The organism is Parasutterella secunda (genome assembly GCF_023336895.1).
GTDB lineage: Bacteria > Pseudomonadota > Gammaproteobacteria > Burkholderiales > Burkholderiaceae_F > Aphodousia > Aphodousia faecalis.
Window position 1 is genome coordinate 18,400 of record NZ_JAMBLT010000010.1, and the last position, 22,449, is coordinate 40,848.

Here is a 22,449-nt window from a genome sequence, read left to right on the forward strand (position 1 = left end):
GAATAAAGGAGTGTGAAAATGAAAACCATTGAATTGAAACCGCATCTTCAATTGGACATGGCATTGGGGCAGGCCCTTCAAAAACGTCGCTCTAATCGTGATTGCCAAACCGAACAATTAAACGAAGAGGCTCTGTCAACACTTCTTTGGGCTTGTGCGGGGATTACCGATGAAGACGGCCGTCGCACGGTTCCTTCAACATTGGATTTGCGTGCGGTCACGCCTTACGTGTTGCGCGCTGATGGTGCCTGGCGTTATGACGCGGCTAAAAATTGCCTGGAACAAACGACAGATAAGGATGTGCGTGAAGTCTCTACTGCTTATCAATTTGATTATGTCAAGACTGCTCCGGTAACGATCGTTTTTGTGGCTGATAAAGAGCGCTCAAAGACAGCTCGTCCGACGGGTGTTTATGTTGATGCAGGCACAATGGGGCAGAGTTGTTATTTGGCGGCCGCAGCCATGGGATTAGCCGGTTGCATTCGTGCTTCATTTGATCATGAAGAACTTCGCAAAGCCATGAACTTGGCAGAGCACCTTGAACCGATTGTGCTCTTTACGGTTGGGTATCCGAAATAATTTGGGGACACAGTTTCCAGTAGGGGAGGACAAAGGTATCAGGCCTTGCCTCTCCTGTAATCGCAATTGCTAATCCGATATTTATTTTTATATTTTGACAGTGTCATTAATAGAACTTAAAAAGTGAAGTCATATTTTGTCCATTATTTCCCTACAGGAGACGAACAGAGGTTGGTTGCCTTTTTAAGGTCAGATGAACAGTAGTGTGTTGAAATAGCAAAAAGTGTGGCTCGGTGGCAACATTTTGATTTAATGTCAAATTTTCTGAAAAATCAAAGAGATAACAAATCTTCATTGTGATCGTTTTATGAAATAAGAAACTCCGTTGATTTCAGTCAATACGTCGGGGGGGGGGCAGAGTAGCCTATCTAACATCTGGATATTTGTTATCTCGGATGCTTTTTTACACATTTTATTTCCAATAGATAGGCTCTACTATGAATAAAGCGTTTAAAGTACTTTGGAACGATGCCCGCAGATCGTTTGTGGTGTCTTCAGAAACACAGAGATCACATGGCAAACCAAAAAAAATTACGAAAACTCTTCTTGCAACAGCTTTAACAGGGTTGATGGCTGTTAGTACGGGAGCATTTGCCTCAATAACGGTTGACCGTGATTATGTCAACGGCATTGATTCAACGAAATTTATCCACGGTAACGGTGACGAGCTCGTTATTAAAACCAATGGTGATGTACGTAAGTTTGTCGCAGACATCAAAAAAGCCATTGAAGGCTATCAAGCGAGTGCAGCAGGTGGAAATCCAAACGAACTGGGTTTGATTAATGCAATCCGAGAAGCTCTTTCACAAACAAATTATGGGGATAATGCCATTCTGACAGGAACTGTCGGTGGTAATAATTTTATTGATCAATCTACGATCTCAGAGTTAGGAGAAGCCCTAGGTCTAATTTCAGATTTTAATCAGAATTATAAAGGGTTGTGTGATGCAATACTTGATGAATTGAATAAGCAGTTTAAAAAACAGCAAAAGGATGTGACCAGTACCAAGATCACAATTGGAGGAGAAGGCACGAATCCATTTATGATTGGAACTGTTGCAGGTGATAGGGTTATCAATGCAATTAGTGGCAATTCCGAAGTCTATGCAGAAAATAAGATGGAATCTGTGATTAGTGGAAATACAGTTATTGAAGCCAATTCAGGAAATCTGTTAGGTTTAACAGGGGGTAGCTCAGCTATTAATATTTCAGGAGTAGACATTTCTGTCATCTTCCCCCTTTATAGTTTTGATGGTGGAGATGCATCTACTATTGTTGAAGGCAATAGTTTGATTGATTTAAAAGGTACCACCAGTGCTATTGGTGTTGTTGGTTCAGGTTCAGCTATTGCTTTAGGTGGAAAAGCCTCAACATCAGTTCTTGGTAGTACAACTATTAATGTAAATACAGAGACTGACAGCGCGGGTTATGAGGGTGTTACTGCCGGTATTGTCGGCGGAGGGCTTGCGGGAGCCACTTGGGGTGGTGAAGCTACGGCAATTGTAACGGACAGCACCATTAATCTTAATTCAGGTGCATCTGTTGGAATTATTGGTTCTGGGGCTGCAGTCTCTGGGGATAGTTCAGCAATTGTTGATGCCGTCAAAGATTTTATTCCCATGGGTTCCTTGATTAATGTAAAGGGGGATAACGCAGGTGGAACCGCCACGTCAACGGTTCGAGGAACGACAGCAATCAATGTTTCAGGAAAAGCATCTTCCTTCGGCTTAGTGGGAGGCGGTTTGGCGGCAGCTCACCAACGTTATGATAGTGTGACTGATTCGACTTCTACAGTTGATACCACTAACGTTGAGATTACCATTGGCGATCTTAAATCGGACATAAGACTTACCAATACTCAAAAGAGAGAAATCTTTGAGGACGTCAAGTCGGTCTTGGACGATCTACAAAATCTTGACCAGGTCGGTGAGTACAAGTTGTTAACAGATATTGTTGACGCTATTGATCATGAAGGTGTAAACGTCGGAGTTATGGGTGGTGGTATGGCTCTTGCCTACCAACAAAATAACGGTTATGACGGTAAATATGAACATTCTGCATGGGCACAGAGTACCGTAGATAGCGTTGAAATTGCAGTTAACAGTGGCTATAACGTGGGTATTTTCGGCAGCGGACTGGCTGCGGCTTCAGCTGCCTCAGTAGGTGATAAGACCACTAATGCAATCTCAGACGTAAGTACCGTTTCTATTTATTTGAACGGTGGTGATACTGTTGGTGTCATGGGCGGTGGTATTTCTTACTTTACCGGTACAAATGAGCCGAATACGGGCATTGCTGCTCAGGCACACACCAATACCGTTACTATCCAAGTTGGTGGTACTGATCAAGAAGGAAATCAATTAAATCCTATTGTTGACGGCATCGTTGGTGGCGGTTTGGCCGTAGATGATTCTAATCCTGACTCAGTGGCCACAAAGAATGTGTCTTCTGAAGTAGATGAAGTGAATATCAAAGTTCACTCCGGATACGTAGGTTATCTGTCGTTTGAGTCTTTCTTCGGTAATAACACAGATCAACCCCACAAAAACACGGGTCTCTTAGGTTATTTGGATTCGCTGACATACGCAATGATGCATAACGATGTCGCAATCATTGGCGGTGGTATGGCTGCAGGCGGTCAAGGAGCTTCAACTGAAGAAACTGGTGCTTCTCACGTAGAAACGACCAATATTTATCTAGGTGGTACGGCCACCATTGGTGAAGAAGGCCGTGAAGGTAATGTGTTTGCCGGCGGCATCGCTTCCGATGGCGCGTGGTCAAGTGTTAAAAACGCCAATGTCATTGTTGATGGTGCGACTATCACCGGTGACGTATATGGTGGCGGTATTGCACTTGACGGTGAGTACACCGATGGTGATTACTACAATCCGTCGAAAGCAACTGTTGGCAATGTCACAATGACTTTCTTGAGCGGTAAGGTCAATGGCGATATCCACGCAGGCGGTGTTGTCCAAGATGATGACAATGTCAATAAAGGATCTTCGTCAACGGTTAAGAACGCAAAGATAATGTTGGCCAATGACCAAGTTTTGGGCGATACAACTGTTGTCGATGGAGCTGGCGCTGATACTTCAGATCTCACAATAGTCAGTGAATCTGGAACCTATACATTTGCTGATGGTCAATCCGTTACAAGCTTTGATACCTTAACCGCAGAAAGTCTGGTCAAAGGTATGAAGTATAAGTTTGGTGATAGGGGAACAACGACCGTTTTAGGTAACGGTACGATTGACTTTGCTGAACTTACTTTCGAAGCTGGTGATGTTCTTGCAATTGGTAATGACACTGGCAGAGGCGTTGCTTCCTATTCCGGAGATATCAGTAATCTGACTTTAGATGTCAACAATGGTCTTATGGTTTTGAACGCTGATAGCGAAACTGGTCTCTCAGGCTTGGCAAGTGTCTCTCATCAGTACAAGGGCGCTCTGTATGTGACCGGTACTGTTGACTTCTCTGATTCCAAGGCACTTGTTGGTAAGGTCACAAGTGAGACTAACGGTTTGTATTTAGGTTCAGATGGTTTGTTAATTGCCGATGCTGGTTCTCAAACTACGGTAACCGGTACGGTTGATTCAACTAATGGCACCATTCACTTTATTGATGTTGCCCAAGATGGCGCCAAGGTGACAATTGATGCAGAGGCCGACACCGCAACAAGCGTGGATAACGTGCTCTACAAAGCCATTCGCAATGAAGATGCCGGTGTTTACTATACGTTTAATTCCCGCACTGGCAGCGAACTTGATGAAGTTGGCTTAGGCGACGTGGATGATACCGGAGCTTTGGGTGACATCTCCAAGCAAGACGATGCTTCTTCTGATTACATCAACGACTTCCTGGATCAAACTACGGGTGGCGTTACGAACAGCAATCGCTCGCAACAACTCAACGCTGCTTTGAACTTGGCTGCTGCAGCCGGTGTTCAAACGGTTGCCATCGACAGCGCCACGATGGGCATTGATGCTGCATCTCAGCGCGCTTCGTTGATCCATGACTTCGCAGAAGGTGGTGTGCTCTTTGCAGAAGCCTCCGGCAAGCGCTTTGAAATGGGCGGTTCTTCTGACTTCGGTGCCATCAAGGCTGACTTGGGCGGTTTGGTTGTCGGCGGTGAGTACAGCGCTAATGACTGGACGTTCGGTGCTTTGGCAAACTTGGGTACCGGCACGGTCCGCGGTCAAGATGACAACAGCGGCATCCGCAACGAAGTGGACTACTATGGTGTTCAAGCTTATGCGGGTAAACGCTTTGGCATGATGAACGTGATTGGTCAAGTCGGTTATGTGACGACATCCAACGATGTTTCTCACACTACTGTGGCTAATGAAAAGGCCGATATCGATGCTGATGTTTTGAGCGTTGGTGTCCGTGGTGAAATGCGCTTTGACCTCACGCAAAATAGCCGCTTGGTCCCGTACATTGGCTTTAACTACTTGCGCGTTAACACGGACGGCTACAATACCGACCAAGGTTTACGTGTTAAGGAACAAGACCAAGACGTCTTCACGGTACCGGTTGGCGTGAAGTTCGCTGGCGATATGCAAACGGCTTCCGGCTGGGTGATGACGCCCTCGATGGATATCGGTTATGTCCATGCATTCGGCGATCGTGACACACAAGCTCGCACGCAAGTCGGAGCAACGACTGCTCACACAACGATGGACGTCTGGGCTGAAAGCGTGGTTCGCACAAGCTTCGGCTTGAAAGCACAAAAAGATAACTGGGGTGTCGGTGTCCAAGCCGGTACTGCCTTGGGATCGGATGATACGAAGGAACTCTTCGGTCAAGTGCGTGTGGATTATCGCTTCTAACGGATCATCCTCCGAAATCTCACTGAATAAGTGAGGCAACGCTTGAGCCGGCTTAAAAACCGGCTCAAGTTTTAAAAGATCTTTAAAAACTTATAGGTTGTCCTATGACTGTTTGTATCGAGCAAGTAGAAATCAAAAATTAGCGTTCAAATAAAAAGATATCTTTGAAATTAAAAGGATTTAATGCTCTTATTGGTTATAACAAAGCAGGGAAGTCAAACTTCTCTGTGTCATAACAGAGATTGCCAATTTGTTATTGTTTTTTATAATTTGATGCATCTATGCATCAATTTTTATATATTTTGATGCGCCGATGCATCATTTTTTATACATTTTGATGAATTGATGTTGTGGGAACACTCTTCATCATTCAGAAATAAGTTAAAACTTGTTTAGGGATGAACCAGTGTCCCGCTGTTCCCATCAATAATCTTTTCAATTTGATCTAATGCCCCAATAATTGCTGTCTTTCCTGTTTTTTCTACAAAACGGCAAGTGGCTTCAACTTTAGGGGCCATGGAGCCTCGAGCAAAAGTCAACTTTCGTAGAGAAATGGCGTCTATTTGTCGGATAAGTGATTGAGAAGGCTTTCCCCAGTCTGTGTAGACACCGTCAACATCTGTTGCAATGACAAACAGATCTGCATTAACCGAAATAGCCAAAAGTGAAGAAGCGAGATCTTTATCAATAACTGCTTCGGCGCCGATCAGTTGCCCTTTTTGATCAAAATAAACAGGTACACCGCCTCCGCCGCAGCAAACGACAAGGTGCCCGTTTTCAATCAGAGTCTTAAGTGCTGACAATCCCAATATCCTTTGAGGATTTGGACTAGCGACAACTCGGCGGAATTTGTCGTTGTCTGACGCCATTGTCCAGCCGTTTGTTTGGCTAAGCCTTTCAGCTTCTTCTTTGGTGTAAATAGGACCGATGGGTTTAGTCGGCTGTTTAAAAGCCGGATCATTCGGATCGATTTCTGTTTGCGTTAAAACATTAGTGACAGTGATGGATCGGGGAACGACATTCGTGAGCTCACGAGCAATCATGTAACCGATCATGCCGACAGATTCAGCGCCAATTGCATCAAGCGGGTACATGGGCACATCTGTGTAAGCATTTTGTTGCAGCGCAATGAGTCCGACTTGAGGACCGTTTCCGTGAGTGATGATGAGTTCATTGCCTGGCAAAACTTTCGCAATTTGCTGGCACGCCATGCGCACATTGGCTCGCTGCACTTCGTAGTGCATTGGTTCTCCTCGTTTTAAAAGGGCGTTCCCTCCGAGTGCGATCACGATGCGCATGCTTTAAATTCCTAAAAACTAACGAACGCCTACAACTGCTGCCAATAGTGCCATACGCAACGCAACAGAAAAGCCGATGGCTCTAAAGTAGAGTTGATGTTCGGTATTGTCGATGTTGAAATCGAATTCCCCCGGGTTGCGGGGTAAAGAATGATGAAGGCCGACCGTTTTACCGGTTTTTTCTTTAATGGTTTTCAGCATTTCCAAAGAGATGTAGAAGTTCGCCATTTTTCTTTCAAAGTCCGCTCGGTTGGGATCATCTTTTTTAACCGAGCAACCGGGCAGATAAATTAAGTCAACTTTTTTATCCATGTAGAGCATTTCATTTTCTTTCTTTGTCAGATCAAAATGCTCCTCAAAATGAGCGCCCATCGCCGTCAATTTTCGGCGAACAACTTCAGGCATCGGCAAGGCACTTGTTCCGCTGTAGATGATTTTGGCGCCCATGGCGGCAAGCGTTAGAGCAAAAGAGTGGCCGGAGCGGGCCCGAGACAAGTCCGGTGTCGCAATGGCGACGGTGACTTTGGATAGATCTCCGAACGCCCGCCAACAGGTATAGGCATCCAAAAGGCCTTGAGTGGGATGGGTTACATGGCCGTAGCCTCCGGAAATAACCGGAGCGCTGTGACCTTTAATGGCATTTAATGCTTGCAGCGCCTCCTTGTCATCGGGATGGCGCATAACGATCACATCCGCGTATTCAGAGGTCACTCGCAGGCTGTCGGCTAAGGATTCATTTTTGGCAAAGGAGGCACTATGCAAGGGATCGGTTTCCGTGATAACGGAGCCGCCCAAACGGAGCATGGCGTTTTCATGCGAGCAGCGTGTGCGGGTAGAGGGTTGGAAAAACAAAGTGTAGAGCACTTTCCCGTTTAAAAGGTTTAGCCCCGTTCGCATAAAAGGCTCGAACATTTCCGCTGCTTGAAACAGACTGATGATTTCTTCAGAAGAAAAGTCATCAATAAAGGTGATGTTCCTTCCTCTCATGTGAGTGGCATCAAGCACTTCACGAATGTCACGGGTTTTAAAGTTTGTATCTAGCGCCATATTGATCACTCCAATGGGAATGATTTTAGCGAGCCTGAGTGCTGGGATTAATCAAATATCAGCTATTCGAAAGGATAAAAAAATCCCCTTGTTGAAAAACTTCAGCAAGGGGGAAGAAGAAATCAGAGAACTAACGCAAGTAGTCTTCTGTCACGCGGGCAAAAACGCTTGCCGCAATCGGTAAGCAGGCGTCGTTGTAGTCATAAGACGAGTTATGCAATAAGCATGGACCGTCTCCGTGTCCTTCTAAGCGATGCGAACCGTCGCCGGAACCCACGAAGAAGAAGGCCCCGGGCGTGGTTTGCAGGTAGTCCGCGAAGTCTTCCGAGGGCATGACCGGTTCTTGTTCGTGTAAGCGCTCTTCGCCATACAGCTCTTTTACGGCGTTTTGAACTCGGTCAACGCATTCCGGCGTATTGATGACCGGAGCATATTGACGCGTGAAAGTAAGATGGGCTTTTGCACCGAAAGCTTGTGCGACGTTGCGGCTGATTTGATCAAGTTTTTCCTCGACCATGTCAGTGACCTTATCGTCAAACGTTCTGACGGTACCTAAAATGCTAGCATGATCGGGCACCACGTTATAGGCCGTACCGGCTTCAATCTTGCAAATACTTAAAACAGCCGGGTCAATCGGGCGTTTCATACGAGTGATAATGCCCTGAATAGATTCGCAGATTTGAATAGCCGTGAACACGGGATCAATGGACAAATTGGGCATGGCGCCGTGAGAGCCGCGGCCATCAACATCAATTTTGAAGACGTTGCCGCTTGCCATCATGGCCTTTTTGTTAATGCCAATTTTCATCGCCGGTGTTTCAGGCCAGTTGTGGCAGCCAAGGTAGAAGTCAGCCGGGAACTTCTCCATAAGCCCGTCGGCAATCATGTGTTGAGCGCCGAATCCGCCTTCTTCACCGGGTTGGAAGACAAAAATGACCGTACCGTTGAAGTTTTTCGTTTCGGAAAGATAACGGGCAGCCAGCAAAAGTCCCGTGATATGACCATCGTGGCCGCAGGCGTGCATGACTCCGGTATTTTTTGAAGCATGTTCAAAATGATTGGCTTCTGTAATGGGCAGTGCATCCATATCAGCACGCAAGGCAATGCGTTTAGTGCCGTTTCCGTTTTTCAGAACACCGACAACGCCCGTTCCGCCGATTCCGGTGTGAACTTCAATACCCCATTGAGTCAGGTATTGGGCGATTTTCTTAGAAGTTTCAAATTCTTGGTTGCTTAATTCCGGGTGGGCATGGAATTCACGGCGGATGCGGGTGAATTCCTGAGCCAAATCTTCAATACGAGCGATGGAAGGCATTTTTATTTCCTTTGTTAGAAAAGGTTGATTGGCTAAGTGTAGCTCAGAAAAAAGGGGATCTTTTTAGAGATCCCCTTGACTTAATCAGTAATGATTAATGACCGCGCAATTTTTCCGCAGCGTCTTTCACTGAGCGGCGTAGCGTATCAAAGGCTTCTCTGATGGCAAGCATCACGTCATTGTTGGTGCGGGAGACCACCAAGTCGCTGCCGGAGGCAACAATTGTGACACGCACAGTGTAGGCGCCCATCGTCTGATGGCCTTCTTGAGTGATGGTGGCGTGGCAGGGGCCCAAGTTACGGTCAAATTTGCTCAAATCGTTCAATTCTTTTTGTACAGCTTGTTCTACTGCTTCGGAACGACTGATACCATGGAATGTTACTTGTAATGCTTGTGCCATATAGATCCCTCTTTTTGTTTTGTTATTAGAAAGAGTGGGAAGATGGCTCTCTTCCCTTCCCACTTCATAGTGTACTGAAGTTATTCCGAGCAAATTGTGCTTTTAAGCAAAAGATTGCGCAAAGAAGAAAGAAAATGTTAATGCACGATTTCCAATGACTTGTTGTGTTTTCTGCTAAGATCGCGCCCATCTTACATAAACTATTCGCGCAACTGATTGATTACAAAGCGCGTTTATAAAAGGAAAACAAAAAATGCGTAAACCTTGGGAAGAAGCGGGCAGCCATCGTGATGATTTTGGTTTTGAGGATCGTCCGCGTCGCTCAGACCGCCGCTTTGACGATCGTGATGGTTTCAAGCGCCGTTCTGATCGTCGATTTGATCGTCGAGAAGACGGCTTTGGACGTCGTGACGATAATTTTGCTCGCCGTGATAAACGCAGAGATGACCGCAGGGGTGGTTTCTCTAAGCGTCGCGATGATTTCACCGATAACCTCTACGGAGTACGGTCCGGTCCCCGAGCCCGTGCCGCTATGGCAGGACGCGGCACGGTTGCCCGTCGCCAAACAGCTCCCAGCCGCAATGCGCTCATTACGCTTGATGCGGATGTGGCTCGCGTTTTCGCTACCAGCGAGGCTGTCAATGCCGCCTTGCGTCATTTGATTGCTTTGGCCGGCATCATGGGTGAAGATGCCATTAAGCAAGCAACCCGTGAAATTGAAAATACTCAGGCCGAGGAGGTAAAACAGTCGCCCGAAGAACCCGTGGCTGTCCAGGCTCAACCGGTAGCAGAATTCCAGACGACCGACGAGGATGAAGAATGGTTTGATTTGCCTGTAGAGGGTGAAAAGGCCGAGTGATAAGAAAAAGCGCTCAGCCAAGGAGTGTGTGGAAATGACATTGCGTTATACAGTTACTCCTGTTCCTTACTCAGGAACATTTCACGTTGAATTGGTACTGAGCGCTTGCGATGAATTATTATTGCGTCTGCCTGCCTGGCTTCCCGGCAGCTACATGATTCGGGATATGGCAGCAGAAATTCAGTCCTTGGATGTTTTATGCGGCGGCCAGTCTTTCGACTGCCGCAAAGTCGATAAAAGCACGTGGCGCGTACAGCTCGGTGATAAACAGCGGACAGTGACCGTCCGCTATGAAGTCTTTGCCCAGGACCCATCAGTTCGGCGGGCTTATTTAGATACTGACAGAGGTTTTTTAACCTTCTCAAGTTTGTGTCTGTACCCGATCGGAAGCGAAAAAGAGGCGATAGAAGTAGAGATTTGTGAACCCAAAGGGGTAGGCAGCTGGCAAGTGGCAACAGAGCTTTCACCTCTTGAAATCAAAGAAAATGGCTTCGGACGCTATCAGGCCGAAAACTATGATGAATTGGTTGATTCGCCGATGGAAATCGGTCCCTGGCAAGCTATTGAATTCAAGGCCTATGGCGTTTGCCACCGAATCATTTTAAGTGGGAAGGTGCCGCCGTTTGACCGGCAACGACTCAAAAGCGATGTTAAGCGTTGTGTGGAAACGGTTATTTCGTTTTTTGAGCCAAAGACACGCAAAGCTCCTTTTGCATCTTACTGTTTCTTCTTAAATTTAAGTGAGAATTTATACGGAGGACTCGAGCACCGCGCAAGCACTGCACTGGCGGCTTCCTTTTTTGATTTACCCATTGTGGGTGACAAAACCATCAGTGTCGGTTACGCCAAGCTTTTAGAGCTTTTTACTCACGAGTACTTTCACGCTTGGTGGGTTAAGCGGGTCAAGCCTTCCGTTTTTATTCCCTATGACTTAACGCAGGAAACTTACACGAACCTGTTGTGGGTTTTTGAAGGTTTCACAAGTTATTACGACGCACAGTTGACCGCGCGAAGCGGCGCAACGGATACGGAAAACTATCTGAAATCTTTGTCGGAAACCTTGAATCGTCATTATTTGGCCAGCGCGAAAAATCGACAAAGTTTGGCCGAATCTTCCTTTGACGCCTGGATTAAATACTATAAAGTCAGAACCAACCGAAGCCGTTCGGTCACGAGTTACTACGACAAAGGGGCGCTTGTTGCCATGGCCTTGGATGCTTTCATTCAGAAAGAAAGTGCAGGCAAGCACTCTTTAGATGATGTTTTGCGTTTTGCGTGGCAGCAATTTAAAGAGGTGGGCAAAGACTATGCCGGCCTAGATGAAGAGATGATGCCGGAGATCATTTTCGAGGCGACCGGAATTGACGTGAGTGAGGAAATCGACCGTTGGGTTTACGGTTGCGAGGAACCGGACTACAAGCGTGTACTCAAAACGATGGGCATTGACTTGACCGAAGAGAAACTTCCCATTGAACGGGAAGTGTTGCAGGCGACCTTGTCCGGAACAAACGCACTTAAAGTCAGTCAACTCGATGAAGCGGGAGTCGCCGAGCTTGCGGGGCTTTGTGTTGGTGATGAACTCCTTGCTATTGATTCCATCCGCGTTACCAAGAGCAATTTAGAGAAGCTTCTTAAGCGCTACGGCCAAGCAAAATCTTTCTCCCTGCACGTATTTAGAAGCGGTCTTTTGAAGGAACTTTCCGTGAAGCCCCGAAAGGCAGATGTACGCAAAATAAAGCTAAGCGTCAATTCAAACGGCAAAGCATTTTGCCGTTGGTTAAACCGTTAAAGAGCTTGTTGAATCCAGTTTTTCAGAGCAGGGACTAGGGCCAGAGCATCTCGTTGTCCCGCATCGTAGCCGCGCTGCACATCTTGAGGATCATGAGTCAGACGTTTAATACCCAAAGACGTCTGTGGCCGAATGACAAATGCATTGCCTTTTTGAGACGCTTCGTCAATATCTTTTTGTGTTTGTTCATAGGTCAAAGGGGAATGGGCAAATGTTTCACAGAACTGGGGGTATTTTCTGTAAAAGAGTTTTGCCAGGTACGCATCCCGATCTTTGACCTTGTGTTCACGCGGTTGAGTGGAAATAACGATATTGCGGTCAAATCCTAATTTTTCGAATGCTTTTAAAGGAATACGGTCAGAGCAGCCGCCATCGAGCAGCTTTTTACCTCGAAATTCCACGATTTGAGAAACGTAGGGCAGAGACGCTGAAGCTCTCAAACCGTCAATTTCTTTTTCCATATCCGTTAAATGCAGATATTCTGGCTCTCCGGTTTCAACATTGGTACAGGTGACATAGTAAGCAATGCCGGAATTTTTAAAGGTATCGTTATCGAACGGATCGTAGATGTAGGGGATATCGTGGTAGCAAAACTGGGTGTCTACGATATTGCCAGTTTTGATTAACGTTTTAAAGCTGAAAAAACGGTCATCGCCGCAAAAGCGTTTGTAGAAACGAAGACTTCTGCCTTTTTGGCCGGAAACAAATGAACAGCCGTGAACAGCGCCTGCTGATACGCCAATGACGCCTTTGACAGGAAGATTAAGGTCTGACAGAACATCTAAAACACCGGCGGCATAAATTCCACGAATGCCACCTCCCTCAACAACAATCCCTAAACGATGATCCGACATAAAAATCAAACTTCAGTTAAAGAGGTATTGAATTATAGAGAGGCCCAACAAAAGAAAAAAAAACTCCACGTCAGTTGCCCGACGTGGAGAAAGAAGCAAGAACACACTAGCTCTTACTTCGAGGACGGTTGGGCAACAATTGTTGCCAGTCGGTTTTCAAGCGCGGCCGCAATCGCACAACGATTAACAAGCTCACGGGCGAAAACCAGGAAATTTAGATAAAGCTCACTGCCACGAACGGATAAGCCGGCATTGGGTATTTTGCGCAAAAGCTCAGCCTGCATATGGTCAATCAACTCAATGGCTTCATGAGAGTGGGTAAGAATGGCGTGGATATCCAACTTTTTGTCGGAACCTGTTGCAATTTTGTCGAGATAACCTACGAGGCTTAAAAGGTCATTTTTCAAGTCACCTTGGAAAATACGATGGCGATTGGCTACGTGATCAGTGGCCTGTTTGCTCAAAGATTGCAGCGAACGGCCGATTTCTCGAATATTGGTGAAAATTCGGTAGTAGCAATAGCGGGCGTCAAAGTCATCCTTGGTAGGCTTAAAGCTTGAGTTAGCCATGCGGTAATACAGTCCCCGATCAGCACTCATTTCATCGAACAAATCAGAACTACTGGTTTTGACACGACGCAGAGCGCTTTCGTTGTCATTGAGAAATTCATGGACCAATTGATTGAAAACGGTAAGCGTTTTTTCAAAACTGGCGTCAGCCTTTTGATCGACCAATTCTTGAACCTTTTTCGCGTCATAACGCGTGTCAAGATCGGCCCGCATATTGACGGTGTCAAGTTTTGCACGAAGGTTGGATCGGATTAAGAGAACTGTTGATCCCACGGCCAAAATTAGTGCCGCAATCGGTCCGCCCCAGAGCGTAAAACCGCAAACGATGGCAGCCATGGTTGAGGCGCTCAAAGCAGTCAGGAACCAACCGCTGATCACCGTCAGCACGCCGGAAATACGGTAAACCGCTGTTTCACGATCCCAGGCGCCATCTGCAAAGGATGAACCCATGGCAACCATGAAGGTGACATACGTGGTCGATAGCGGCAACTGAAGGCTCGTGGCCGAGGCGATCAATGCCGCGCTGACGACAAGATTAATCGAGGCGCGAACGTAGTCAAAAGGCAGAGGTGTTTCACCGCGTTGAAGTTTCTTGGGCTCAAAGCGGCGATCAATACCTTTTTGTACGGAAATCGGAATGATCTGGTGAATGACTTGCCCCAGTCCCATACTGGCACGAACAATCATGCGGCCGGGCAAGGAACTTCCGAATTGTTCCTGTTCACCGGAATTGCTGGAAGAAAGGTTAATGGATGTTTGAATGACGATTTGAGCTTTCTTTGAGAACCAAAGCGTGAGCACCATGACAAGGCCTGAGAAAAGCAGAAAGCCGGTGGCAGCCACAGTCGGTTTTAAAAGGCCTTCCATGGTAAAGGCTTCGGCGGCAGCGCCTGAAGCTACCCATTCCTGATAGGAGTCCCAAGCCGCAAGGGGAACACCGACAAAGTTCACGAGGTCATTGCCGGCAAAGGCGAAAGCCAAAGAGAATGTGCCGGCCAAAATCACAATTTTGAAGATATTGACGTTGAAGACAATGATGAGAAGGTGAAAAACAACTGAAAGAACCACAAATAAGGTTCCAACAATTGGCCAAGTATTTTCATTCATGAACTGGATCCATTCGGGCTGCATGAAGCTTGCCCCCTTGGCTCCTTTCATCACGAGAAAATAGAAAATGGCCGTCAAAGCGATGCCGGCGAAAACGCCGCCCACGCGGCGGTACATCTTTTCAAAATTGAAAGTAAATATCAGGCGGGTAATGTATTGAACAACTGCGCCCGTTACGAAGGCGACGGCAACGGAAATCAAAATGCCAGAGACAATCGTCAGGGATTTGGAGCTATTGATGTAATCGATAACATTCGCAAGCGACGCTCCATCCATTAAGAGTGTATAAGCCGCGGCAGCCAAGGCACTTCCCAATAATTCAAAAACAATGGATACCGTGGTTGATGTCGGCAGGCCAAGTGAATTAAAAAGGTCCAACAAAATGATGTCCGTGACCATTACCGCAAAGAAGATCACCATGATTTCGGAAAAGGTGAACATCTGCGGATTAAAAACACCAGAGCGGGCAATTTCCATCATTCCTGATGAGAATGTCGCGCCCAACATGACACCGATGCTCGCCACGAGCATGATGGTTTTAAAAGAAGCGATTCGGCAGCCCAACGCCGAATTTAAAAAATTGACGGCGTCATTGCTGACCCCGACAAAAATATCGAAAACAGCTATCAGAGCGAGAAAGGCAAGTAGAGCGAGAAAGTAGTATTCCATGATAAAAACGTCGTTATCTGAACAAAATAAGAGTGAACACACAAGTGCAGTTGGCGGCAGTATGCGCTTACAAAATGACAGAACTGTTTGAAAAAGATGTCAGAAGGATTACAAATCTGTGAAAAAAGAAGGATTGCTTGAGAGTATTTGATGGTTGAGATAACCGATTTTCTTATTGCATAACACGGTTGTTTTAAATGGGATGAAGTGCTTAAAACAAAATAGTTAGGGAACTCAAAAATAGTCAGTGGCGATGTGGCGTTTTACTTTTTTCGGTTACTAAAATCGACGGTTGGTTTGATACTTTTCCGAAAGGATTGACAAATGACCAGATACGTATTTGTCACAGGCGGCGTTGTGTCTTCTTTAGGCAAAGGTGTGGCCGCCGCATCTCTAGCTGCCATTTTGGAATCGCGCGGTTATCGCGTCACCATGATCAAAATGGATCCTTACTTAAATGTAGATCCGGGCACCATGAGTCCCTTTCAGCACGGAGAGGTGTTTGTAACCGAGGACGGAGCGGAAACCGATTTGGATTTGGGGCATTATGAGCGCTTTATTTCAGCCAAAATGCACAAGGCCAATAATTTCACGAGCGGTCAGATCTATGAGAGCGTTTTGCGCAAAGAACGCCGCGGGGAATATTTGGGTAAGACCGTGCAAGTTATCCCGCATGTAACTAACGAAATCCAGGAATTTGTGAAGCGAGGAGCGGGCAGTGCCGATATTGCTGTTGTCGAAATCGGCGGAACGGTAGGGGATATTGAATCACTTCCCTTTGTTGAAGCGGTTCGCCAGTTGAGTTTACAGGTAGGGCGTGAAAACAGCTGCTTTGTTCATTTAACGCTTTGCCCCTGGATTGCGGCCGCAGGTGAGCTAAAGACCAAACCGACCCAGCACTCAGTGCAAAAGCTTCGGGAAGAGGGCGTTTATCCTGATGTCCTTTTGTGTCGCGCGGATCGCCCTATTCCCGAGAATGAAAGAGCCAAAATTGCCCTCTTTGCCAATTTGCCGGTTGATCACGTTATCAGCGTTTGGGATGCTAAAACAATTTATGAAGTGCCGCTGATGTTGCATGAGCAGCATCTCGATGAGATTATTTGCAAACGGCTCGGATTAGATCAATCCAAATCAGCAGACCTTTCTGCTTGGGTGAAAATTTGCGAAGAATTACAAAATCCTCAACACGAAGTCAATATCGCGCTGGTAGGAAAATATGTTGACTATGCCGATAGCTACAAGAGTTTGAACGAAGCGCTTTTGCATGCAGGAATCCATACTCACACACGGGTGAATCGCATTTTTGTGGATGCAACGGAAATTGAAGAAAAAGGCACAGATAAGCTCAAAGGCATGGACGCTATTTTGGTGCCGGGTGGATTTGGAAAGCGTGGCACTGAAGGTATGATTCGAGCTATTGAATATGCGCGTGTGAATAAGATTCCCTATCTGGGTATTTGTCTTGGAATGCAATTGGCCGTGATTGAATTTGCCCGGCATGTTTGCGGATTGAATCAAGCCAACTCAACAGAACTGAACCCCGATACGCCGCATCCGGTTGTTTCCTTGATTACAGAGTGGACAGATCGGGAAGGCGCCGTGCAAAAACGCAGTGAGGAAAGCAATTTAGGTGGAACGATGCGTTTAGGCAAGCAGGAAGTGCCGGTAAAAAAGGGAACGCTCGCCTACGAAATCTATGGCGGTACGGTAGCAGAGCGTCATCGCCATCGCTATGAGGTCAACAATACCTATGTTCCCCAGTTTGAAGCTTCAGGAATGGTCATTTCTGCCTGCACGCAGGAGGAACATTTGCCAGAAATGATGGAGTTGCCTAATCATCCGTTCTTTTTTGGCGTGCAATTTCATCCGGAATTTACCTCAACTCCGCGTTTTGGGCATCCGCTTTTTAAAGCGTTTGTTAGGGCCGCTCTTAATTACCGTGAGACTGCCAAATAAAAATGTCCGTTTACGAAGTCTACAAACTGTTTTGTAGGCTTCGTTTAAGGGCTGTGTCAGTGCTCTTTTCAGCGCAAAAAGATTTTGGCTGGCGGACCTCTAACAGGTTTGTTTTTCTTCAATTTTTTAGGTAAAATCCCAACTCTTGTTATTTCAATAGGTGTTTCTCTGTCGCCTTTTTGAATTAACGGGAAACGAATTTTTGGACTCTGTCGCTGGTGCTTGCGGCCTTAAGCGACAATCCGTTTGCGCGCGACTTGAATGAAAATGTCGTGCGTTTTCATTGATAGGTGAATGAATAATGAAGACCTTCTCGGCTAAGCCGCTCGAAGTGACTCGCGAATGGTACGTGGTTGACGCTACCGATAAGATCGTCGGTCACCTCGCTGCTGAAATTGCTGCCCGTTTGCGTGGCAAGCACAAGCCTGAATACACGCCGCACGTTGATACGGGCGATTTCATCGTTGTGATCAACGCTTCCAAGATGAAGATGAGTGGCGACAAGGCTAAGAACAAGCGTTACTATCGCCACACGGGTTATCCTGGCGGCATCATCGAAACGACTTTCGAAAAGATGCAACAACGCCACCCGGGCCGCGCCCTTGAAATTGCTGTTAAGGGCATGCTCCCGAAGGGACCCTTGGGCTATGCCATGATTAAGAAGTTGAAGATCTATGCTGGTGAAGAACATCCGCATACGGCTCAACAACCTAAGAACCTCGACATCTAATAAGGATTCGGCATGATCGGCAATTACAATTACGGCACCGGCCGTCGCAAGAGCTCCGTGGCCCGCGTCTTTATTAAGCGTGGTTCCGGCAAGATCGTGATCAACGGTCGTCCTTTGAATGAATACTTCCACCGTGAAACCGGCCGTATGGTCGTGATGCAACCGTTGGAACTCACCGAAAACGTTGAAACGTTTGACGTGATGGTCAACGTGCGTGGCGGTGGTGAAACGGGTCAAGCCGGCGCTGTGCGTCACGGCATTACCCGCGCTTTGATTGACTACGACGAAGGCTTGAAGGCCCAGTTGTCCGCCGCGGGCTTTGTGACCCGTGACGCTCGCGAAGTCGAACGTAAGAAGGTCGGTCTTCGCAAGGCCCGTCGCCGTAAGCAATTCTCCAAGCGCTAATCGCTTTACGATTGCAAATTGCCCAAATCCCGTCTCAAGCGGGATTGGCAACAGGGAGGCTCTCCAAAATTGGAGAGCCTTTTTCGTAGGCGTACAATAGCGGGATTGCTTTTTATTTGTCTAAAAATGTCTTTAACGGCACTGACACTGGTGTTGACAGCGGCACTGGTGCACGCAACTTGGAATTATTTCCTTAAGAAAGCCAACGCCACCCGACCTTTTTGGTGGTTGGTTTATATCATCACGGCGGTCATTACCGTCCCGGCGCTTTTTATTTATGATCCCCAAGCGCTCTCTAATATCACCCCGATCGGGTGGCTGGTTATCGCACTTTCTGCGCCGATTCACGTTATTTACGGACAGGTTTTGCAGATAGGATACAAAAAGTCGGACTACTCCATTGTTTACCCAACAGCACGTGGAACCGGCCCGTTGATTACCGTTTTATGCGCGGTGTTGATTTTGGGTGACAGACCTTCTTTTTGGGGCTGGATTGGCATTGTTTTGATTTTGGCCTCCATTGTGCTTTTAGCGATGCCGCACAAGCGAGACAAACAAACGCAGGATCTTCGTATTCGCGCGGGGATATTTTGGGGGTTCTTAACGGGGTGCTTTATTGCCGGGTATTCATTTTGTGATGCTTGGGCCGTGCAGCAAGAAACGGGGCTTACGCCTTTGAGTTTTTATTTCCCATCGATTGCGGTGCGGGCGATCGTCTTTGCCCCTTTTATTATGATGCATGCCAATTGGAAGGCAGAATCAAAAGAGATTCTCACCACACCGCGTTTGCAAAAGGCTTTAGCAGTGGTCACCGTGTGCTCTCCCTTAGCCTATATTCTGGTACTTTATGCCATGACCATTGCTCCGCTTGCTTATGTGGCCCCGAGCCGAGAAGTCGGCATGATGATTGGGGTAGTCCTGGGCGGTTTACTTTTGCGAGAGCGCTTGTCAGTGACACGTCTGGCCGGGGTGATCGGGATGACTTTAGGTGTGATACTGGTTGGACTGGAAGGATAACGTTTCGCAACAAAAATGACGTGTTAAAAAACGTATAATCAACAGGTTTTCTGATGGACGAAATCACTATGCAAGACAACACACAAACAAATTTGGCTCCGGATCCCATCCACTTTACCGATGCGGCGGTAGCAAAGGTTAAAAGCCTGATTGAAGAAGAAGGCAATGACAATCTGAAACTGCGTGTATTCGTGCAAGGCGGCGGTTGCGCAGGTTTCCAGTATGGCTTTCAATTCGATGAAAAAGAAAACGAAGATGACGCCAAAATGGTTAAGGATGGAGTGACGCTCTTAATTGACTCCTTGAGTTATCAATACCTTGTCGGTGCAGAAATTGATTTCAAGGAAGATTTGACGGGAGCGCAGTTTGTTATCCGCAATCCTAATGCCGTGACAACCTGCGGCTGCGGTTCATCTTTTTCTGTTTAGTAAGCCGGGTAGAGCGCGCCTAAGATGCGCTCGCCTCGAGCTCGCGTAACAGCCGGGAGATTCCCGGCTTTTTTATTGGCGAAACGATAGGCAAGCCAGGCAAAAGCCATGGATTCAACATACATGGGGTCAACGCCTAAAACAGAGGAGCTGAAGACGCCATAAGGTCCTTTTTGCAACTCCTGCATCAGCAAAGGATTAAGCGCTCCGCCTCCGCAGACAAAAAGTTCTTTCGTATCAGGCTGCGTTTGCGCGATAGCAGAGAGAATACCTTGAGCGGTCAGGGCAATCAGGGTGCGCTGAACATCTTCAGGATTAAGCGACGGGAGCAAAGGAAAGCGCTCCAGAAGCCAGTTTTCGTTGAAATATTCTCGACCGGTACTCTTGGGCGGTTTGCGTTTGAAGTAAGGATCTGTCAGACACGCTTCAAGTAACGCGCCAACAATCTTGCCCTTCGAAGCCCAACGTCCGTTTTCATCGAAAAGCAGTCCGCAGTGCTTTTGTACCCACACATCCATCAATGTGTTGCCTGGGCCACAGTCAAAACCTAAGACAGTCTTTCCTTTTAATAAGGTCACATTGGCAATGCCGCCGATGTTGACAATGGCTCGAGGTGAGTCGCCGGAGAATATACAGGCGTGAAAGGCGGGGACAAGCGGCGCACCTTCGCCCCCTGCGGCCATATCCCGACTTCTGAAGTCAGCGATGACATCAATGTTGCTGAGTTCTGCTAGTAAGGCCGGATTATTCAGCTGCACAGTAAACCCTAATTGCGGGCAATGGCGAATGGTTTGTCCGTGAACCCCTATGGCGGCGATATCCTGAGGAGTGAGATTAAGTTTGGCTAACAAGCGCTTGACCACTTGTGCGTAAAAGTGAGCCAATTGAATGGCCGTTTGGCCGCACCGATTAATTTCATCGGGCCCGGATGTTAAAAGCGATAAAAGAGCTTTTCGCAGTGAGAGGTTGTAAGACAAGTGTTCGTGCCCGAGAAATTGAACTCGGTCAGCCTTGAATTGGCAAGCCACCGCGTCGGCGCCGTCAAGGCTCGTTCCAGACATCAAACCAATGAAAATGTCCGATCGCCTGCTCATCTTATCTTATCTTATGACCTGGGTTGTTCGGGGGTACTTTCTTCTTTAGCAACCGCTTCCCTCGGCGTGAGCGGTTTTACAGATTGAATACGATTAAGCATAGCTAAGCGAGCCGTCAGGGGACGAGCAGAGGCTAAAAGCTTATGTTTTTCTTCGTTTGTCAGATGTTCTTTATCCGGAATACTTGTTTTCAACGGATTGACCTGACGGTTATTAACACGCAATTCATAGTGAAGGTGAGGACCGGTCGCCAAGCCTGTGGCTCCGACATAGCCGATAACCTGTCCGCGTTTAACGGGAACGCCGACCTTCATGCCATCGGCAATTCGGGACATATGGCCGTACAGCGTTGTGCGTGAATCATCATGTTTGATCATGAGGTAGTTGCCGAAACCGCGCTTATCAAAGGAGCGTCTGGAAATAACGCCGTCGGCAGCGGCAAAAATCTTATTACCTCGGGGAGCGCCGAAGTCAGTCCCTTGGTGAGGACGAAGCACGCCCGTCACGGGGTGACGTCTCATTGGCATAAAGCTTGAAGTCACCCGTGCGCCTTCAACGGGAACGCGGATAAAGGTTGTACGGTTGGAGGTCCCGTCTAGGCTATAGAACCCGCCGTTTCTTGTGCCATCATCGGCCCAGAAACTTTCGTATGTTTTGCCTTGATGGGTCACAGAAACAGCCAAAATTTTCCCGTTTCTGACAAAGTCTCCTTCAAGGAACTGCCGCTCATAGATAACGCGGAAGTCATCGCCTTTTGAAATATCCAGACCGTTGTTGATTGCACGCTCAAACGCCAGGGGCATTTTTTCTGCAATTTCACTAGGGACACCGACAGCTTTGGCAGATTCAATAAGTGACTTATCAACGAGTCCGGCACTCATCGCTTGTTGCGTTTCATAAACGAAGGGAGCTGAGTTGATAATAAAACGCTCGCCTCTGCGAGAGATTGTGACGACGGAATTCTTTTGATTGGCAGAACGGCTTTCTAAGAAAATCTTCAGAGTCTGAGCTTTCTTGTCGGCTGTCACCTTTGCCTGTACATAAACACCCTCACGCGGTGTCGAAAGCGGCTGAGCTAATGTCTGGCCGCGAATGAAGCGCTGCAGTGCCGCATCTTCAATATTTAATCTAGAGAAAATAGCTCCGAGCGTATCGTTGACTCGGATCATTGTCGTATGTGTTGTTACAGCACTATGCGTGGTTACAACGGTGATTTGGTCCGCAATTGAGGGAATGGGAAGCGGAGCGACAATTTCCGTTTGCAGGCTTCTTGCCATTTGTTCATCGTCGGACGGATAGGCCGAATAGGTAGCGATAGCGACAGAAGCGGGCAAAATACCGAAAGTGATACCTAAAACCAAGCGTCTGTATGGGCTTTTAGCAACCCGATCCCACGAGCGAGCGCAGCCGCGGGCAACAAGGCATAAGCCTTGGCCAACGGTACGTAAATTCTTAGCAAGGATACTGGGCGCAGACATTAGAGGATTGATTGGTTACAATAAGC

17 protein-coding genes and 1 pseudogene are annotated in these 22,449 nt (G+C 47.2%); 10 read left to right on the forward strand and 8 right to left on the reverse strand.

From position 1 onward, the window contains the following. Window positions 1-18 precede the first annotated feature (18 nt). From M3080_RS07585 to M3080_RS07590, 3 genes and pseudogenes are all read left to right on the forward strand, one after another. Window positions 19-579, forward strand: a complete 561-nt coding sequence (locus tag M3080_RS07585) for a nitroreductase family protein (protein WP_249092561.1) — start codon at window positions 19-21, stop codon at window positions 577-579. Window positions 580-1,016: 437 nt separating this feature from the next. Then, window positions 1,017-1,139 (forward strand): annotated as a pseudogene (locus M3080_RS09415) (ESPR domain-containing protein); the annotation flags it as partial. A 9-nt stretch (window positions 1,140-1,148) separates the two neighbouring features. Beyond that, window positions 1,149-5,408 (forward strand): autotransporter family protein, encoded by a 4,260-nt coding sequence (locus tag M3080_RS07590; protein ID WP_249092562.1) that lies wholly within the window; start codon window positions 1,149-1,151, stop codon window positions 5,406-5,408. Between the two features lie 392 nt (window positions 5,409-5,800). Here the strand turns inward: M3080_RS07590 and arcC are convergent, their stop codons facing one another. From arcC to M3080_RS07610, 4 genes are all read right to left on the reverse strand, one after another. Next, the gene (arcC, locus tag M3080_RS07595) at window positions 5,801-6,706 is read right to left on the reverse strand and encodes a carbamate kinase (protein ID WP_249092563.1); all 906 of its coding nucleotides are present in this window, start codon (window positions 6,704-6,706) and stop codon (window positions 5,801-5,803) included. 18 nt (window positions 6,707-6,724) lie between these two features. After that, window positions 6,725-7,753, reverse strand: coding sequence for an aspartate/ornithine carbamoyltransferase family protein (locus tag M3080_RS07600; RefSeq protein ID WP_249092564.1), 1,029 nt, complete (start codon window positions 7,751-7,753; stop codon window positions 6,725-6,727). 130 nt (window positions 7,754-7,883) lie between these two features. Further along, window positions 7,884-9,068 carry a M20 metallopeptidase family protein gene (locus M3080_RS07605; protein ID WP_249092565.1) on the reverse strand — a complete coding sequence of 395 codons (1,185 nt, stop codon included), beginning with the start codon at window positions 9,066-9,068 and terminating at the stop codon, window positions 7,884-7,886. A gap of 94 nt (window positions 9,069-9,162) precedes the next feature. Next, window positions 9,163-9,468 (reverse strand): HPF/RaiA family ribosome-associated protein, encoded by a 306-nt coding sequence (locus tag M3080_RS07610; RefSeq protein WP_249092566.1) that lies wholly within the window; start codon window positions 9,466-9,468, stop codon window positions 9,163-9,165. A 253-nt stretch (window positions 9,469-9,721) separates the two neighbouring features. On the opposite strand from M3080_RS07610, the gene M3080_RS07615 reads away from it, so the two are divergent. Continuing rightward, on the forward strand, window positions 9,722-10,327 hold the full coding sequence (locus M3080_RS07615) for a hypothetical protein (protein ID WP_249092567.1): 606 nt from the start codon (window positions 9,722-9,724) through the stop codon (window positions 10,325-10,327). A 34-nt stretch (window positions 10,328-10,361) separates the two neighbouring features. Next, a complete protein-coding gene (locus M3080_RS07620; protein WP_249092568.1) occupies window positions 10,362-12,116 on the forward strand; it encodes a M61 family metallopeptidase in 1,755 nt (584 codons plus the stop codon). On the opposite strand, the gene M3080_RS07625 is transcribed toward M3080_RS07620, so the two are convergent. After that, a complete protein-coding gene (locus tag M3080_RS07625) occupies window positions 12,113-12,970 on the reverse strand; it encodes a patatin-like phospholipase family protein (RefSeq protein ID WP_249092569.1) in 858 nt (285 codons plus the stop codon). The genes M3080_RS07620 and M3080_RS07625 overlap by 4 nt on opposite strands. Window positions 12,971-13,083: 113 nt before the next feature. Beyond that, window positions 13,084-15,315, reverse strand: a complete 2,232-nt coding sequence (locus tag M3080_RS07630) for an inorganic phosphate transporter (protein WP_249092570.1) — start codon at window positions 15,313-15,315, stop codon at window positions 13,084-13,086. Window positions 15,316-15,639: 324 nt separating this feature from the next. Here M3080_RS07630 and pyrG point away from each other — a divergent pair, with 324 nt between their 5' ends. The 5 genes from pyrG to erpA all read left to right on the forward strand — a co-directional run bounded on the left by pyrG (window position 15,640) and on the right by erpA (window position 19,851). Continuing rightward, complete coding sequence (pyrG, locus tag M3080_RS07635) at window positions 15,640-17,271, forward strand: CTP synthase (RefSeq protein ID WP_249092571.1); 1,632 nt, start codon at window positions 15,640-15,642, stop codon at window positions 17,269-17,271. Window positions 17,272-17,572: 301 nt separating this feature from the next. Next, window positions 17,573-18,001, forward strand: a complete 429-nt coding sequence (gene rplM, locus M3080_RS07640; protein ID WP_022472466.1) for a 50S ribosomal protein L13 — start codon at window positions 17,573-17,575, stop codon at window positions 17,999-18,001. A 12-nt stretch (window positions 18,002-18,013) separates the two neighbouring features. After that, window positions 18,014-18,406, forward strand: coding sequence for a 30S ribosomal protein S9 (gene rpsI / locus M3080_RS07645; protein ID WP_249092572.1), 393 nt, complete (start codon window positions 18,014-18,016; stop codon window positions 18,404-18,406). 126 nt (window positions 18,407-18,532) lie between these two features. Next, the gene (locus tag M3080_RS07650) at window positions 18,533-19,423 is read left to right on the forward strand and encodes an EamA family transporter (RefSeq protein WP_249092573.1); all 891 of its coding nucleotides are present in this window, start codon (window positions 18,533-18,535) and stop codon (window positions 19,421-19,423) included. Window positions 19,424-19,476: 53 nt separating this feature from the next. Next, window positions 19,477-19,851, forward strand: a complete 375-nt coding sequence (gene erpA / locus M3080_RS07655) for an iron-sulfur cluster insertion protein ErpA (RefSeq protein WP_022472469.1) — start codon at window positions 19,477-19,479, stop codon at window positions 19,849-19,851. Here erpA and M3080_RS07660 read toward each other — a convergent pair. Both M3080_RS07660 and M3080_RS07665 read right to left on the reverse strand, forming a co-directional pair. Next, window positions 19,848-20,945, reverse strand: coding sequence for an anhydro-N-acetylmuramic acid kinase (locus M3080_RS07660; RefSeq protein ID WP_249092574.1), 1,098 nt, complete (start codon window positions 20,943-20,945; stop codon window positions 19,848-19,850). The two genes, erpA and M3080_RS07660, sit on opposite strands and share 4 nt — an antisense overlap. 11 nt (window positions 20,946-20,956) lie before the next feature. Then, complete coding sequence (locus M3080_RS07665) at window positions 20,957-22,423, reverse strand: peptidoglycan DD-metalloendopeptidase family protein (protein ID WP_249092575.1); 1,467 nt, start codon at window positions 22,421-22,423, stop codon at window positions 20,957-20,959. Between the last annotated feature and the right edge of the window lie 26 nt (window positions 22,424-22,449).

Excerpts from the sequence above, each read along its gene's own strand:
- M3080_RS07660 (WP_249092574.1), bottom strand. The coding sequence starts at position 20,945 with ATGAGCAGGCGATCGGACATTTTCATTGGTTTGATGTCTGGAACGAGC.
- M3080_RS07625 (WP_249092569.1), bottom strand. The coding sequence starts at position 12,970 with ATGTCGGATCATCGTTTAGGGATTGTTGTTGAGGGAGGTGGCATTCGT.
- arcC (WP_249092563.1), bottom strand. The coding sequence starts at position 6,706 with ATGCGCATCGTGATCGCACTCGGAGGGAACGCCCTTTTAAAACGAGGA.
- M3080_RS07620 (WP_249092568.1), top strand. The coding sequence starts at position 10,362 with ATGACATTGCGTTATACAGTTACTCCTGTTCCTTACTCAGGAACATTT.
- M3080_RS07605 (WP_249092565.1), bottom strand. The coding sequence starts at position 9,068 with ATGCCTTCCATCGCTCGTATTGAAGATTTGGCTCAGGAATTCACCCGC.
- M3080_RS07600 (WP_249092564.1), bottom strand. The coding sequence starts at position 7,753 with ATGGCGCTAGATACAAACTTTAAAACCCGTGACATTCGTGAAGTGCTT.
- M3080_RS07610 (WP_249092566.1), bottom strand. The coding sequence starts at position 9,468 with ATGGCACAAGCATTACAAGTAACATTCCATGGTATCAGTCGTTCCGAA.
- pyrG (WP_249092571.1), top strand. The coding sequence starts at position 15,640 with ATGACCAGATACGTATTTGTCACAGGCGGCGTTGTGTCTTCTTTAGGC.
- erpA (WP_022472469.1), top strand. The coding sequence starts at position 19,477 with ATGGACGAAATCACTATGCAAGACAACACACAAACAAATTTGGCTCCG.
- M3080_RS07590 (WP_249092562.1), top strand. The coding sequence starts at position 1,149 with ATGGCTGTTAGTACGGGAGCATTTGCCTCAATAACGGTTGACCGTGAT.
- M3080_RS07665 (WP_249092575.1), bottom strand. The coding sequence starts at position 22,423 with ATGTCTGCGCCCAGTATCCTTGCTAAGAATTTACGTACCGTTGGCCAA.
- M3080_RS07650 (WP_249092573.1), top strand. The coding sequence starts at position 18,533 with ATGTCTTTAACGGCACTGACACTGGTGTTGACAGCGGCACTGGTGCAC.
- rplM (WP_022472466.1), top strand. The coding sequence starts at position 17,573 with ATGAAGACCTTCTCGGCTAAGCCGCTCGAAGTGACTCGCGAATGGTAC.
- rpsI (WP_249092572.1), top strand. The coding sequence starts at position 18,014 with ATGATCGGCAATTACAATTACGGCACCGGCCGTCGCAAGAGCTCCGTG.
- M3080_RS07585 (WP_249092561.1), top strand. The coding sequence starts at position 19 with ATGAAAACCATTGAATTGAAACCGCATCTTCAATTGGACATGGCATTG.
- M3080_RS07630 (WP_249092570.1), bottom strand. The coding sequence starts at position 15,315 with ATGGAATACTACTTTCTCGCTCTACTTGCCTTTCTCGCTCTGATAGCT.
- M3080_RS07615 (WP_249092567.1), top strand. The coding sequence starts at position 9,722 with ATGCGTAAACCTTGGGAAGAAGCGGGCAGCCATCGTGATGATTTTGGT.